Below are 14251 nucleotides of genomic sequence, written 5' to 3' on the forward strand. Positions count from 1 at the left end.
GATATACTTATTCGTGAACAACTTTATCACCTATGAATTTCCACTCAATGAACGAATCCGGGTTTTCATACGGCTCGAACAACTGTTTCAACAATTCAATCATTTTCTAGTTGGGCCGACAGTGGCCGACAAACGCGCCGCACTCAGCAGTCTGCTTGACATCATGATGATCTTCAGGCGCAACGACCTGAAATCGGAAATTCTGAAAGAACTGGATCGCCATGCCAAGGTACTGAACAAGGTTGCTAGCAGCGACAATGTGGATACCGACAAGCTGATGCAGCTGCTGGGCCAGGTCACCCAGACCAGCAAGCGGCTCTATGCCGTCAGCGGCAAAATCGGCATTAACGTCATGGAAAGCGACTTGTTCCAGAGCATCGCCCAGCGCAGTTCAATACCGGGCGGCACCTGCTCTTTCGATCTGCCTGAATTTCATTACTGGCTGGAACAGGATGAGTCCGTCCGTTTGAAGGACCTGGAGCACTGGAGCAGTCCGTTTACGGATATCCGCACGGCCATTGATCTGATTCTCAGCTTCATACGCAACAGCAATGCGCCGACCCAGGAAGTCGCCGAAGCCGGTTTTTTTCAGTTATCCCTGGACAGAAGCCAGCCGTTCCAATTGCTGAAAGTGAGCGTGGACAAATCCATCCATTGCTTTGCGGAAATCAGCGGCGGCAAACACCGCTGCACTATCCGATTCATGACGCCGCCTTCGGATGATAAGCGTCCGACACAAACGCCGGATGATATTCCTTTTTCCTTGACCTGCTGTCTGTTCTAAATGCCGTCATCAGACAAGCCGCTTGTCGTCAAATGCCCCACTTGCAAACGCCCCGTGCCCTGGACGCCCGAGCAGAAATTTAAGCCTTTCTGCTGTGAGCGCTGTAAACTGATCGATCTGGGAGAATGGGCCATGGAAGAAAAAAAGATTCCCGGCGAGCCCTTGTCAGAGGACGGTGACGAAAACAACGACTGGCATTAATTTAATCCAGAAATGCCCTGATCGCCGCAATCCCCTGCCCGCCGGCCTGCCGTGCTGTCGATAGACAAGACAGAGACATGCCTCCTAAGGCATAAACCGGTAAATTAGCCTTGGAAACCAGATCGGCGAATTGCTGCCAGCCCAGTGCCTGGGCTCCAGGATGCGTTCCAGTCGGCAGCACGGGCGCCAGCACAGCAAAGTCGACGCCAATGGCTTGCGCATGCCGCAATTCCTGTAGATTATGGCAGGAAGCCGCCAGCCATTTGATGTTGCCAGGCCGCTGGCCGATAGCCATCAGGTGTCGGCTGGTTAAATGAACGCCGCTTGCATTAAGCTCATAGGCCGCCTCCACAGCGGAATTCATCAATAACAAAGCCCCCCGCTCCTGGCACAAAGGATAAGCCCGCTCGATAAACTTTTCGACAGCCTGTCGAGGCGCCGTCTTCAACCTCGCCTGTATCAGCCTGACGCCCCGATCCAATATTTTTTGCAGATTGACCAGCAACAGCGATTCATCGGCATCATCCAGAATCGCATAATAAGCCGGCAACCGGGCCGCCGTGACAATAGGCCGGTTGGCAGCCGGAAATTCATGCTGATCCAGTTCATCGGGGCCGACCCATTTAAACAGCTGACCTTCACAGCCTCTGGCGCGGCCCGAGAACTGTTCCACCAGAAACACATGCAACTGCACCGCCAGATCAGGATATTGATGCTCAATGGTGATCAACGGACTGGCAACCTCGACGTTGATATCAAGCTCCTCCTTGAGCTCGCGGCTTAACGCCTGTTCGGCTGTTTCGAAGGGCTCGATTTTGCCGCCCGGAAACTCCCATAAGCCGCCTTGATGCAAAGACCGGTCGCGCAATGAAATCAAAATCTGCCCGGCCGTATTTTTCACCACGCCAACGGCAACCTGAAGAGGCTTCATATTCAATACCGTCGATTAAGTTCTGTATTCCGCATTGATCTTGACATAATCATACGAAAAATCGCAGGTCAAAACCTCCTGGCAAGCATCGCCGCGTCCCAATGTCACGGTTACGGTGATTTCCTGCTGATCCATGACCCGCTGGCCGGCCTCTTCGGTATAGTCATCGGCACGGCCGCCGTTCCTGACGATACAGACATCATCCAGATAAATCCGCACCTTATCGAGCTCCATGTTTTCCACACCGGCACGCCCGACGGCAGCCAGAATCCGTCCCCAGTTGGGATCGCTGGCGAAGAAAGCCGTCTTGACCAGCGGCGAATGTGCGATGGTTTTGCCGACACGTACGGCTTCCTCATCAGAGGCGGCCTGCTTGACCATAATACGCATCAGCTTGGTGGCGCCCTCGCCGTCCCTGACGATGGCTTCGGCCAGCTGCTTGCAGACTTCCATGACGGCATCGGCAAAAATCCGGTAATGATCGCTGCCTGCCTCGATTTCCGGCGCCGCCGAGCAGCCGCTGGCCATCAGGACGCAGGCATCATTGGTCGATGTATCGCCGTCGACTGTGATGCGGTTAAATGATTGCTCCACAGCCTGAGCCAGACACTGCTGCAAAAGCGGCTGCTTTATTTTGGCGTCTGTAGCCATAAAGCCCAGCATCGTCGCCATATTCGGTTGAATCATGCCGGCGCCTTTGGAAATGCCGTTGATCGTGACCGGTTGGCCCGAAATCGTGAAAACTTTGGATACGCCTTTAGGGAAAGTGTCGGTCGTCATGATCGCGCGCGCAGCCTTGTCCCAGTTGGCAGCCGAAAGATTTTTCACGGCGGCCGGCAAAGCGGTCTTGATTTTCCCTACAGGCAGGGGCTGACCAATAACCCCTGTCGAGAAAGGCAGCACCTGATTGGCGCAGCCGCCCGCCGCCTCGGCCAGATCCGCGCAGGTCGCCAAGGCGTCCTGCATGCCCTGATTGCCGGTGCCGGCATTGGCATTGCCGGAATTGATCAGCAGCCAGCGCGGCGCCTGGGATAGGTGCGCTTTCGCCACATGCACGGGCGCGGCGCAGAAGGCATTCTGCGTGAACACGGCCGCGCAGCTTGCGTTTTCAGGCATTTGTATCACTAAAATGTCATCGCGTTCGGTCTGCTTGATGCCCGCGCAAGCGGTGCCCAGCGTAATGCCCGCTACTTCATGCATGACCGGAAAGTGGTATCCCTGAGGGAGTACTGCCATGGTTTAATCCTTCTAGGTTTTGAAAAATACGAAAACTCGATCAATTCTTTTAACACTGGCGCTCATCAGCGCGCACTGTTTTTTGATTTTTTCCAGCTGCTGCGGCTGTTCGCAGAGGGCGAAAGGCAGAATGACTTCAATTTCAATCTGCCCATCAAGATAATGAATCCTGAAATCCTCGATCGCCTGCTTGAAGTCGGACAGATAATGCTCCAACAGCTGCTGCACGTCGCCGCGCAACAGAGGCCTGGACCGGCCTGACATCCCTTCGTCATCCTCGGGATCGACATGCACCAGCACATCCATGACGTCATCGAAGCGCCTGATCAGATCATCCCTGACCGCATCGCCAATCATATGGCCTTCCGATACCGTGATGCGCGGATCGACGACGATATGCGCATCGATATACGCATCTTCGCCCATTTGCCGCGTACGCAGCAGGTGGATGCCCTCGACGCCGTCGATCTGATGGATTGCAGCGCGGATTTCAGCAACCAGCTCGGGCGGCAAAGACGTATCGACCAGTTCCTTGATGCTGTCAAAGACCAGGCTCAAGCCAATCTTGCCCACCATCAGCGCGACCACGGCAGCGGCAACGGCATCGGCGAAAGGATAGCCCAGCAGCACAGCCGCAATACCCACCAGCACGACCACTGAAGAAAAGGCATCGCTGCGCTGGTGCCAGGCATTGGCCAACAGCAATTTCGAGCGGGTCCTTTTGGCGATGCGCTTGGTATAGTGGTACAGCCATTCATTAATCAGGATGGAGAGGACTACAATGCCCAAAGTGCGGACATCCGGCACATGTAAGGTTTCCGGTGCGGCAATGTGTTCCATCTCATGCCAGACAATGGCACCGGCGACAGCGATCAGGCCGACGCCCAGAATACCCGTCGCTATGGTCTCAAAGCGGCGATGGCCGTATGGATGCTCATGATCCGCTTCGCGGCTGCCCAGTCTGATGGCGATAATCACCAGCAGGTCGCTCAGCAAGTCCGACAGGGAATGAATGCCGTCGGCAATCAATGCCGCCGACTGTCCCAGGATGCCGAAACCGATCTTGATGCAGGTCTGAACAATATTGACCAGCGCCCCGACATAGGTCGCCCTGGCTTTCAGCTTATCAGCGGTTGCCGCATCGCAGACCTCAGCCATTACCCGCCCACTTCCAGCACGATGATATATTCGCCGTCATCGGCGCGGGTTTCCAGCACCTTATGGCCGTTGATGCGGCACCAGGCCGGAATGTCCTGCATGACGCCCGGATCGGTGCCGATCACTTCGAGCTGATCGCCGGCCTTGAGCTGCTTTACCTTGTCCTGCGTACGAATAACCGGCAACGGACACAACAGACGCCTTGCGTTTAACGTCTCTCTAATCATATGAACCACGCCTCGGGAATATGATCGGCAGGCAATGGCTTGACCTGAACCGTTCTTGCCGAGCCGTCTTTGCCCGTAATGCTGACATCGACCTGATCGGCATCTCGGCCCTGGCCGTAGCGTGCGGTAATCGCAGCCGCCAACTGCAGATCCTCATCGGAAGGCGAACCGTCGATCAACACCAAGGGGCCGTTATGGCTCGTGCAGCTCATCATCATGAACTCTTTCTTGTAGCCCTGCAGAAAGCGGCCTTCGCCTTCTTCCCTGGCGACGATCATCTTGAAATTCGGCCGGGGCCGGATATGGCGCCCGACTTTCAGCAGCATGATGTCGTCAAGGTCATAGGCTCTGTTATTGTCGCGCGCCTGCCATAAGTCGACCAGTTTGGCCGAATAGCTGGCATCGGTCAGAAAGCAGCAACCGCCGGCCGGCTGCGCGTATTCGCTGAAGCCGTATTGCTCGGCCAGCGCCATCTGCGGCTTGCGCGACCGGCCGCTGAAATCATACAGCTTTTCCCTGTCGACCCAGCCTTCGCGCTCAGGCAAGGTCGCCGGCAGATTCTTCGCGCACAACGGCCGCAGCAGCAAGTCGTCGGCGCCGGACTCGCGCGCGACGATCGGCATGGTTTCCTTGCGCTGCGACATCGGCCGCTGGCCGATCACTTCGCCGGTAATGATGAAGTCGAAGCCGTTTTCGGCGATCCACTGCTTGGCCTTGTTGACCATGAATATCTTGCAGTCCAGGCACGGGTTCATGTTGGCGCCGTAGCCGTGCTTGGGATTGATCAGCACGTCCTTGTATTCCTCGATCACATCGACGATATGCAGCTTGATGCCCAGCTGTTCGGCGACCCACAGCGAGTTATTGCGTTTGGGCTTGGCCTTGTCCCGGGCCCTGATGGCATGCGTGTGGCCTTCCACGCAAAAGCCGGTAAAGAAGTTGATGCCCTCAACGTGGACGCCCTGCTCCTGAATTGTCTTCGCCGCCAGCATCGAATCCAGTCCCCCGGAAATCAACGCCACCGCTTTTCTTTGTTGACTCATAACGCTTAAAAAATGCTCAAAAATGAGCCTATTATACTCGTTTATTTGGCAATGCGACTTCAACTTCTCCGGTTATCGCCTAAACTTTGGCGTTTAATCGTTATTCCCGGGATTTATCGCAATATGGAATTCAAAGACTACCTTAAAATTCTGGTTCTCAAAGACGGCTCCGACCTTTACCTGACCGTGGATGCGCCGCCGGCCGCCAAATTCGAAGGCTCGCTGAAGCCTTTGGAAAACATCCGGCTGACCAAGGAGCGCATCAAGGAAATCGCCTACAGCCTGATGGATGAAGAGCAGCAAAAGGCATTCGAACAGGTACCCGAAATGAACCTGGCGCTTTCCGAGCCCGGCATCGGCCGCTTCCGCGTCAATATTTTCAAGCAGCGCAGCAATCTGGCGCTGGTCATTCGGAACATCAAAGTCGACATCCCCAATGCCGATAAACTGGGCCTGCCGCCCGTGCTGAAACAAGCCATCATGGAAAAGCGCGGCCTGATCCTGTTCGTCGGCGGCACCGGTTCCGGCAAGTCGACTTCGCTGGCGGCACTGATCGATCATCGCAATAGCAACTCATCGGGCCATATCATTACCATCGAAGACCCGATCGAGTACATCCATCCGCACAAAAAGTCACTGGTCAACCAGCGCGAAGTCGGGGTCGATACGCTGAGCTACGAAGATGCGTTGAAAAACACGCTGCGCCAGGCGCCTGACGTCATTCTGATCGGCGAGATCCGCAGCCAGGAAACCATGGAGCACGCGCTGGCCTTCGCCGAAACGGGCCATCTGTGCCTGTCCACACTGCATGCCAACAACGCCAACCAGGCTCTGGACCGCATCATCAATTTTTTCCCCGAAGAGCGCCGCAATCAATTGCTGCTGGATTTGTCGCTGAACTTGAAGGCATTTGTCTCGCAACGACTGGTGCCTACCGTCGACGGCAAGCGCACGGCCGCGATTGAAATTCTGCTGGGTACGCAACTGATCCGCGACCTGATACAGAAAGGCGAAATTCACGCCATCAAGGAAGCCATGGAGAAATCGGAAGAAGTCGGCATGCAGACCTTCGACAGCCATTTGCTGAAGCTATTCAAGGAAGGCAGGATTTCGCTTGAAGAAGCGCTGAACAATTCCGATTCACCGAATAACCTCAAACTGAAAATCAATCTGTCTGAAGGACTCGGTTCGGTTTCGCCCGCGCGAGCGCCCGATGCGGCCGGCAATTTTTCAAGCTTTGCGCTGGAAGCTATCGACAAGGAAGAAGAAGGAGAAGAACCGGCGGAATAATTCCCCGTCTGCCAGCTTGGCACGCCTGCAATTGATATGTGTCATACCTCAGCAATCAGGGCCTATTCAACCGACATTTTTAAGCTATAATTGACGGCCTTTTTATTGCCCAACAGGTTTTGCTGCCGTGTCGAGTATAAATAACGATGTATCCACATTTCAGGGACTTATCCTGGCCTTACAAAAATACTGGTCAAGCCAAGGCTGTATTTTATTGCAGCCCTTGGATCAGGAAGTCGGCGCAGGGACCTTTCATCCAGCCACTTTCCTGCGCGCCATAGGCCCCGAGCCTTGGAACACGGCCTATGTGCAGCCGTCGCGCCGCCCTACGGATGGCCGTTTCGGCGAAAACCCGAACCGCCTGCAGCATTACTACCAGTTTCAGGTGGCATTAAAGCCGTCGCCGGACAACATTCAGGAACTGTACCTGAACTCGCTGCGGCATCTGGGACTGGATCTGCTCGAACACGATATCCGCTTCGTCGAAGACAACTGGGAATCGCCGACCCTGGGCGCCTGGGGACTGGGCTGGGAAGTCTGGCTGAACGGCATGGAGGTCACGCAGTTCACCTACTTCCAGCAGGTCGGCGGTCTTGAATGCAAGCCGGTCCTGGGAGAAATTACCTACGGCCTGGAGCGCATCGCCATGTATCTGCAGGGTGTCAAAAGCGTCTACGATCTGATATGGACCAAAGGCCCGTTCGGGACAGTCACCTACGGCGACGTATTCCATCAGAACGAAGTGGAAATGTCGGCCTTCAACTTCGAGCAGGCCAATGTCGATTTCATGTTCCAGTGCTTCGATACCTATGAGCAGGAATGCCGCAAACTGATCGATCTGGACCTGCCGCTGCCGGCTTATGAAATGGTCCTGAAAGCCTCGCATGCGTTCAACCTGCTGGATGCGCGCCATGCCATTTCGGTCACCGAACGCCAACGCTACATTTTAAGAGTCAGAAACATGTCCAAATCCGTAGCCGAAGCCTATTACCAACGCCGGGAATCGCTAGGCTTCCCGATGCTGACAGGACAAGGAGCACAATAATGGCGACAAGCAAACATTTACTGTTCGAACTGGGTTCGGAAGAACTGCCGCCGACCACCCTGCTGAAAATGGCGACCGCCTTGCTGAACAATATCACGCAAGGCCTGAAAGACGCCGAACTGAATTTCAGCGGTAGCCGGTTCTATGCGACGCCGAGGCGCTTGGCTGTGCTGATTGAAGATCTGGCCGCGGCGCAGCCCGATAAAACCGTCGAGAAACGCGGCCCTGCCGTGCAGGCGGCCTTTGCGCCGGACGGCACGCCCAGCAAGGCGGCTCAGGGCTTTGCCGTCAGCTGCGGCACGACTTTCGACCAGCTGGAGCGCCTGAAGACCGACAAGGGGGAATGGCTGTCCTTCACGCAGCACGTCCAGGGCCAGACCACCGAAAGCCTGATTCCGGACATCATACGGCACAGCATTGCCGGGCTACCGATCGCCAAGCGCATGCGCTGGGGCAGCGGCACGACCGAATTCGTCAGGCCCGTGCATTGGGCCGTGCTGTTGTACGGCGATGCCGTCATCGATACCGAGATTCTAGGCCTGAAAACCGGCGCGGCCACGCACGGCCACCGTTTCCATGCGCCGCAGCCGCTGACCATCGACAAGCCTGAAAACTATGCACAAATCCTGTTCGAACAAGGCAAAGTCATCGCCGATTTCGAGCAGCGCAAAACCATCATCAGAAGCGCCGCTGAGCAGGCGGCCGCGGCCGTCAACGGCGCCGCGCACATCGAAGAAGACCTGCTCGAAGAGATCGCGGCCTTAAACGAATGGCCGGTTCCGATCACCGGCAATTTCGACCCGCGCTATCTGGAACTGCCGGCCGAAGTGTTGATCACGACCATGCAGACCAACCAGAAATATTTTCCGGTCAAGAATGCCGCCGGCGGTCTGCTGCCGCATTTCATCACCTTCAGCAATATCGAAAGCAGCAACCCGCAATCGATTCAGCACGGCAACGAGCGTGTCGTCACGCCGCGCCTGTCCGACGCCGAGTTCTTCTGGAAACAGGACCGCAAAAAGACTCTGGAAGAACGCCTGTTGACATTATCCAGCATCGTCTTCCAGGAAAAGCTGGGCACGTTGGCCGATAAAACTCAGCGCGTCGTCACGCTGGCCGAATACGTTGCCGGCAAGCTCAATGAGAACATCGAGCTGGCCAAGCGCGCGGCTTTGCTGGCCAAAACCGACCTGATGACCGACATGGTCGGCGAATTCGGCAATCTGCAAGGCATCATGGGCCGCTATTATGCGCTGGCCGACAACGAGCCGGCTGAAGTTGCGTGGGCGCTTGAGGAACAATACTTCCCGAAACAGTCCGGCAGCCCGACGCCGAGCAGCAAGACCGGCCAGATTCTGGCGATCGCGGAGAAAATCGATACGCTGACCGGCATATTCAGCGCCGGCTTGATTCCTACCGGCGATAAGGACCCTTACGCCTTGCGCAGAGCCGCGCTCGGCACGCTGCGCATCATTATCGAGAGTCGGCTGAATCTCGACATCAAAGAGCTGATCGCGTTCTCGCTGAGACAATTCACGCACGAATTCGAGCACGATGAAACCTATAAGCTGGTCGTCGATTTCGTCTTTGACCGCCTGAGAGGCTACTGTCTCGACCAGGGTTACACTGCCGATGAATTTGATGCGGTGATATCGGTAACGCCGGCAGAGCCGTTGGACTTCATTCAGCGCCTGCAGGCCGTCAAGGCGTTCAGGCAGCTGCCGGAAGCCGAAAGCCTGGCGGCTGCCAACAAGCGCATCCGCAATATCCTGAGAAAGTCGGACACCAAAGCCGCCGACAGTGTTGGCAATTTAAGCGAAACGCAGGAAAAACAACTGCTGGCCGCCGCCACGCAATCGTCCCAGGACATCCAGCCTTTACTGGCGAAACGCGATTACCAGGCCGTGCTTAACCGCCTGGCCCAGCTCAGAAATGACGTGGACGCCTTTTTCGACCATGTCATGGTCATGGCCGACGATCTGGACCTGCGCGCCAACCGCCTGGCCCTGCTGACGCTGGTGTCCGAACAGTTCTTGACCTGTGCCGACATATCCAGACTGCAATCGTAAACGTCAGGCATGGATCGATACGTTCTGGTAGACCGTGACGGCGTCATCAATCATGACTCCGACGACTATATAAAATCAGAGGAAGAGTGGCGGCCGATCGAGGGCAGCCTCGAGGCCATCGCCCTGCTCAACCAGCACGGTTGCAAGGTCGCCGTCATCACCAACCAATCAGGGCTGCAGCGCGGCTTGTTCGATCAGGCCACGCTGGACAAAATCCACGCCAAAATGCGCCGATTGGCTGCCGAAAAAGGCGGCGAAATCGACTGCATCTATTTTTGCCCGCACGGCCCTGATGACGGTTGCGCCTGCCGAAAACCCAAACCGGGCCTGCTGGAATTATTTGCGGCTGACAAACAAGTCAGCCTGCGAGGCATGCCTTTTATCGGCGATGCGCTACGCGACATCCAGACCGCTCAGGCTGTCGGCGCCAGCCCGATATTGGTCAAGACTGGCAAAGGCCAAAAAACCCTGATGGATAATCCTGACCTCAACATTCCTGTTTTTGACAATCTCTATGACGCAGCAAAGTACCTCACATCAAGGCAATAAACTCCGGCTTTATCTCGGCTCAGCCCTGTTATTTATCAGCATTTTTACTACCGCGACAATCGATGGCATATTAATTCTTTTGTGTATGCTGGCGCCTTTCTCCGTGCGTTATAAAATTGCCACCGCCTGGTGTTCCCTTGTTGTTTGGATGACGAAGTTTTTCTGCGGTCTCGGTTATGAGGTTGAGGGACTGGAACATATCAAGGGGCTGGATGCCGCCGTCGTGTTGAGCAAGCATCAGTCCGCCTGGGAAACGCTGGCGTTAAGACATATTCTGCCGCCCCAAACTACTTTATTAAAACGTTCATTGCTCTGGATGCCGCTTTGGGGATGGGCTCTGGCGACGCTCAGACCGATAGCGATAGATCGCGAAAATCAGCGCGCCGCTATGCGCAAGCTACTGGACCAAGGCACCGCCTGCCTGCAGGAAGGTTTATGGGTCGTGACATTTCCGGAAGGCACGCGTACGGCACCCGGCGAAGAAAAAAAATTCGGCGCCGGCGGCGCCATGCTGGCGCAAAAATCAGGTTATCCGGTCATACCCATTGCGCTTAACGCCGGAGAGTATTGGCCTCGCTACAGTTTTTTGAAATATCCGGGGACGATCAAGGTAAAAATCGGGCCACCCATTGAAAGCCGGGGCCGCAAAGCCGCCGATATCAATGCCGAAGCCGAAGCCTGGATCAGGCAAGCCATGCAGGACATCAGCACGCGTTAAGAAACGTCCTGTATCTTATCTGATGCGATCATGAACCGTATAGCGGGCAATATGCGTATAATGATGGATTTGACATTTCAATTTAAAAAAATAAATAACGGTAACGTATCCATGAAAAAACTACTGCTGATCTCCATATCCGCGTTGTTTCTTTCGGCTTGTGCTGATAAACAGCAATATGAACAGGCTGTACTGGAACAAATGAAGAAAGAAAAAGACATTCAGGACTATAAAATCGACCCTCAGCATATGGCTGATTGCGTCGTTGACATGACGACGAAAAACATGCCCGGTATTTTCCCTGGCGACCCCAATCGCATGACAGCTTACCGCAACTATACCAAGATGCTGACTCTGATGGATTCGAAAGATCCCAAAAAGACGCTGGAAGAACTGCGCAATGACTTCGGCTCGGCCCAGGCGCTTGCCGATGCTCATAACAACTATACCGAAAGCATGATGGACTGCATTGCGGCCGTTATCGCGGAATCCGAAGAAGACGGTAAAGCGGCAGCGGAACAGGCGAAACCGGGAGAAACTGCTCAACCAGCGCCCCCTGCCCAACCTGTGGAGCCAACTCAACCGGCAGCACCTGTTCAACCGACAGAACCACCTAAAAATTAACCGCCGCTTACTTGATAGATCCGATTAAAACGGCGCATAAAGCAGACCGTTTGTTCGGGATTATAATCCGTAAAAGAAAATTGCAGATTGAGTCGGGGCAATATCATTGCCCCTATTCTGACCAGCGTCTGTTTCTGTCAAATGACAGGTGCGACTCTCTCATGACGAACGTCGATATCCGGCGTTGTTTAGACGCCGGGACTTGCAATCCGCCTGCCAAATACAGGTTACTCGTTTATGCCGCCTTGAGTTAAATGCGCGGGCTCTAACAGTTTTTCCAGTTCCGCCCGGCTTAGTTCGGTCATTTCAGCGGCGACGTCAATGATCGGACGGCCCTGCTTATAAGCGGCTTTCGCGACTTCGGCGGCTTTCAGATAGCCGATGATAGGATTCAGGGCTGTCACCAGTATCGGATTTTTCGCCAAAGCCTGCTGCAGGTTGTCTTCCCGGACCGTGAAGCCGGCAATCGCTTTATCGGCCAGCAACCGGCTGACGTTCCCAATCAGTTCTATGCTCTGCAGAATGTTGTGTGCGATCACAGGCAACATCACGTTCAATTGGAAATTGCCTGATTGGCCGGCAATAGTGATCGTTGTATCGTTGCCGATCACCTGGGCGGCTACCATAGCCGCCGCCTCGGGAATAACAGGGTTGACCTTGCCGGGCATAATGCTGCTGCCAGGCTGCAGCGCCGGCAGTTCGATCTCTCCCAGACCAGCCAAAGGCCCGCTGTTCATCCAGCGCAAGTCGTTGGCGATCTTCATCAAACTGACCGCTACAACTTTCATCTGGCCCGATAATTCAACCATGGCGTCCTGGGCGCTCAGACTCTCGAAAAACGATGCGTTTGGCTCAAACGGCAGACCGGCCTCTTTGCCGAGCGTCTGTGCGAATTTTGCCGCAAACTCGGGATGAGCATTGATGCCCGTACCGACTGCCGTGCCGCCTTGAGCCAGTTTATAGACCCGAGGCAGCGCAGAATTGATGCGATCGATGCCATTGCGAATCTGCAGCGCCCAGCCGTCCAGTTCCTGGCTCAGGCGCACGGGCATCGCATCCATTAAATGCGTGCGTCCGGTTTTGGTAATATGATCAAGACTGGCTGCTTTTTCTTCCAGTGTCTGAGCCAAATGCGCCAGCCCCGGCAGTAAGATTTTCCGGCATTCGATTGCGGCGCTGACATGGATCGCGGTCGGAATCACGTCATTGCTGCTCTGCCCCATATTGACATGATCGTTCGGACTGACCGACTGCCCAGCAATTCGGCTGGCCAGATTAGCCAATACTTCATTGACGTTCATATTGGTGCTGGTGCCGGAGCCGGTCTGGAACACGTCGATCGGAAAATGCTGGCTGTGGTCGCCATCGATGATCTGCTGGGCGGCCTGCACAATAGCCTGACCAATAGCGGCATCAAGTTCACCCAGTTCCATATTGACCTTGGCCGCGCTCTGCTTGATCAACGCCACGGTCTTAATGAAAGCCGGCGGCATGGTCAAGCCGCTGACCGGAAAGTTATTGACCGCGCGTTGCGTTTGCGCCGCGTATAAAGCATCGGCCGGCACTTCCAATTCGCCCATGCTGTCTTTTTCAATTCTGTAATGTTCAGTCATTGCTAGTCCACTAATAAATTCGTTAACATCATTTCGGCCGAACGGCCATCCCAGTTCTTGTTGAGTTGCCGGATGATATAAAACGGGAATCCGTACCGCGTAATCCGCCTGCCATTGGGTCTGCTCGGCTATGTCAATTGTCTCGACAGCCAGTTGATCGGTAGCTTGCGCTCTGCATGCAGCAACGATGGCTTCCGCCTCTTCGCACAAATGGCAGCCCGCCGTACCTAACAGTAGTAATTTTATCATCAGTGCTTGGTGAGCTTTTCAAGATATCCCATAAACAGGGCCGATATCACAAAGGTCAGATGCGTCAGGACGTACCACATGATTTTGTCATTATCGGTCGTCTGTGCGTTCATAAAAATTTTCAATAGATGGATGGAGGAAATCGCAACTATCGATGAGGCTACCTTCAGTTTCAGGGACGTATAGTCATGCGTGCCCAGCCAGTCGAGCTTCTCAGTTTCCTCGCTCAGATCCATTTGGGAGACGAAATTTTCATAACCGCTGAACATGACGATAACGATCAAGCTTGCCACCAGCGTCATATCGATCAAGGTCAGCAATTTCAGAATCATTTCGGATTCGTCAGCTTCGAGGATATGAGGGATGAAGTGAGATAGCTCCTGAAAGAATTTTATTGAAAGTCCCAGCAAAGCCAGGCTCATGCCGACATACATCGGCGCCAGAATCCAGCGACTGGCGTACATGAGCCTTTCTATTAGCCGTTCCGTCTTCTCTTTGATTGTCATGCTTGGTA

General features: G+C 54.7%; 15 protein-coding genes. 8 read left to right on the forward strand and 7 right to left on the reverse strand.

From position 1 onward, the window contains the following. Window positions 1–13: 13 nt before the first annotated feature. The gene (gene zapD, locus V2P20_RS19655; protein WP_194968291.1) at window positions 14–784 is read left to right on the forward strand and encodes a cell division protein ZapD; all 771 of its coding nucleotides are present in this window, start codon (window positions 14–16) and stop codon (window positions 782–784) included. Beyond that, window positions 785–985 carry a DNA gyrase inhibitor YacG gene (gene yacG, locus V2P20_RS19660; protein WP_027159197.1) on the forward strand — a complete coding sequence of 67 codons (201 nt, stop codon included), beginning with the start codon at window positions 785–787 and terminating at the stop codon, window positions 983–985. 1 nt (window position 986) lies between these two features. On the opposite strand, the gene V2P20_RS19665 is transcribed toward yacG, so the two are convergent. From V2P20_RS19665 to V2P20_RS19685, 5 genes are read right to left on the reverse strand one after another with little or no spacing between them, the layout of a single operon-like run. Next, window positions 987–1916 (reverse strand): Nudix family hydrolase, encoded by a 930-nt coding sequence (locus tag V2P20_RS19665; protein WP_331821376.1) that lies wholly within the window; start codon window positions 1914–1916, stop codon window positions 987–989. A gap of 15 nt (window positions 1917–1931) precedes the next feature. Then, on the reverse strand, window positions 1932–3152 hold the full coding sequence (argJ, locus tag V2P20_RS19670) for a bifunctional glutamate N-acetyltransferase/amino-acid acetyltransferase ArgJ (protein WP_331821378.1): 1221 nt from the start codon (window positions 3150–3152) through the stop codon (window positions 1932–1934). 12 nt (window positions 3153–3164) lie between these two features. Then, complete coding sequence (locus V2P20_RS19675; protein WP_331821380.1) at window positions 3165–4310, reverse strand: cation diffusion facilitator family transporter; 1146 nt, start codon at window positions 4308–4310, stop codon at window positions 3165–3167. Then, entirely contained in the window at window positions 4310–4537 is a 228-nt protein-coding gene (locus V2P20_RS19680) for a sulfurtransferase TusA family protein (protein ID WP_331821382.1), read from the reverse strand. The genes V2P20_RS19675 and V2P20_RS19680 overlap by 1 nt, the downstream gene beginning before the upstream one ends. After that, window positions 4534–5580: a tRNA (5-methylaminomethyl-2-thiouridylate)-methyltransferase gene (locus tag V2P20_RS19685; protein ID WP_331821384.1), complete on the reverse strand. Its 1047-nt coding sequence runs from the start codon at window positions 5578–5580 to the stop codon at window positions 4534–4536. Before V2P20_RS19685 ends, V2P20_RS19680 begins: the two co-directional genes overlap by 4 nt. A gap of 123 nt (window positions 5581–5703) precedes the next feature. Here V2P20_RS19685 and V2P20_RS19690 point away from each other — a divergent pair, with 123 nt between their 5' ends. The 6 genes from V2P20_RS19690 (at window position 5704) to V2P20_RS19715 (ending at window position 11875) form a co-directional block, all read left to right on the forward strand. After that, the gene (locus tag V2P20_RS19690) at window positions 5704–6870 is read left to right on the forward strand and encodes a PilT/PilU family type 4a pilus ATPase (RefSeq protein WP_331821386.1); all 1167 of its coding nucleotides are present in this window, start codon (window positions 5704–5706) and stop codon (window positions 6868–6870) included. Window positions 6871–6997: 127 nt separating this feature from the next. Next, window positions 6998–7915, forward strand: coding sequence for a glycine--tRNA ligase subunit alpha (gene glyQ, locus V2P20_RS19695; RefSeq protein WP_331821388.1), 918 nt, complete (start codon window positions 6998–7000; stop codon window positions 7913–7915). After that, entirely contained in the window at window positions 7915–9984 is a 2070-nt protein-coding gene (gene glyS / locus V2P20_RS19700) for a glycine--tRNA ligase subunit beta (protein WP_331821390.1), read from the forward strand. Before glyQ ends, glyS begins: the two co-directional genes overlap by 1 nt. 9 nt (window positions 9985–9993) lie before the next feature. Beyond that, on the forward strand, window positions 9994–10533 hold the full coding sequence (gene gmhB, locus V2P20_RS19705; protein WP_331821392.1) for a D-glycero-beta-D-manno-heptose 1,7-bisphosphate 7-phosphatase: 540 nt from the start codon (window positions 9994–9996) through the stop codon (window positions 10531–10533). Between the two features lie 148 nt (window positions 10534–10681). Continuing rightward, window positions 10682–11251, forward strand: a complete 570-nt coding sequence (locus V2P20_RS19710; RefSeq protein WP_331821394.1) for a lysophospholipid acyltransferase family protein — start codon at window positions 10682–10684, stop codon at window positions 11249–11251. Between the two features lie 111 nt (window positions 11252–11362). Further along, window positions 11363–11875 carry a hypothetical protein gene (locus V2P20_RS19715; RefSeq protein WP_331821396.1) on the forward strand — a complete coding sequence of 171 codons (513 nt, stop codon included), beginning with the start codon at window positions 11363–11365 and terminating at the stop codon, window positions 11873–11875. A gap of 227 nt (window positions 11876–12102) precedes the next feature. Here the strand turns inward: V2P20_RS19715 and V2P20_RS19720 are convergent, their stop codons facing one another. Both V2P20_RS19720 and V2P20_RS19725 read right to left on the reverse strand, forming a co-directional pair. Beyond that, complete coding sequence (locus V2P20_RS19720; protein WP_331821398.1) at window positions 12103–13737, reverse strand: aspartate ammonia-lyase; 1635 nt, start codon at window positions 13735–13737, stop codon at window positions 12103–12105. Next, the gene (locus tag V2P20_RS19725) at window positions 13737–14243 is read right to left on the reverse strand and encodes a TIGR00645 family protein (RefSeq protein WP_331821400.1); all 507 of its coding nucleotides are present in this window, start codon (window positions 14241–14243) and stop codon (window positions 13737–13739) included. The genes V2P20_RS19720 and V2P20_RS19725 overlap by 1 nt, the downstream gene beginning before the upstream one ends. Between the last annotated feature and the right edge of the window lie 8 nt (window positions 14244–14251).

This window comes from Methylobacter sp. Wu1 (assembly GCF_036553575.1).
GTDB lineage: Bacteria > Pseudomonadota > Gammaproteobacteria > Methylococcales > Methylomonadaceae > Methylobacter.

Bases quoted from the DNA above. Each gene is read 5' to 3' on its own strand.
- V2P20_RS19725 (WP_331821400.1), bottom strand. From the start codon at position 14,243: ATGACAATCAAAGAGAAGACGGAACGGCTAATAGAAAGGCTCATGTAC.
- yacG (WP_027159197.1), top strand. From the start codon at position 785: ATGCCGTCATCAGACAAGCCGCTTGTCGTCAAATGCCCCACTTGCAAA.
- V2P20_RS19715 (WP_331821396.1), top strand. From the start codon at position 11,363: ATGAAAAAACTACTGCTGATCTCCATATCCGCGTTGTTTCTTTCGGCT.
- V2P20_RS19675 (WP_331821380.1), bottom strand. From the start codon at position 4,310: ATGGCTGAGGTCTGCGATGCGGCAACCGCTGATAAGCTGAAAGCCAGG.
- argJ (WP_331821378.1), bottom strand. From the start codon at position 3,152: ATGGCAGTACTCCCTCAGGGATACCACTTTCCGGTCATGCATGAAGTA.
- V2P20_RS19690 (WP_331821386.1), top strand. From the start codon at position 5,704: ATGGAATTCAAAGACTACCTTAAAATTCTGGTTCTCAAAGACGGCTCC.
- V2P20_RS19680 (WP_331821382.1), bottom strand. From the start codon at position 4,537: ATGATTAGAGAGACGTTAAACGCAAGGCGTCTGTTGTGTCCGTTGCCG.
- V2P20_RS19685 (WP_331821384.1), bottom strand. From the start codon at position 5,580: ATGAGTCAACAAAGAAAAGCGGTGGCGTTGATTTCCGGGGGACTGGAT.
- V2P20_RS19665 (WP_331821376.1), bottom strand. From the start codon at position 1,916: ATGAAGCCTCTTCAGGTTGCCGTTGGCGTGGTGAAAAATACGGCCGGG.
- V2P20_RS19720 (WP_331821398.1), bottom strand. From the start codon at position 13,737: ATGATAAAATTACTACTGTTAGGTACGGCGGGCTGCCATTTGTGCGAA.
- gmhB (WP_331821392.1), top strand. From the start codon at position 9,994: ATGGATCGATACGTTCTGGTAGACCGTGACGGCGTCATCAATCATGAC.
- V2P20_RS19710 (WP_331821394.1), top strand. From the start codon at position 10,682: ATGACGAAGTTTTTCTGCGGTCTCGGTTATGAGGTTGAGGGACTGGAA.
- glyS (WP_331821390.1), top strand. From the start codon at position 7,915: ATGGCGACAAGCAAACATTTACTGTTCGAACTGGGTTCGGAAGAACTG.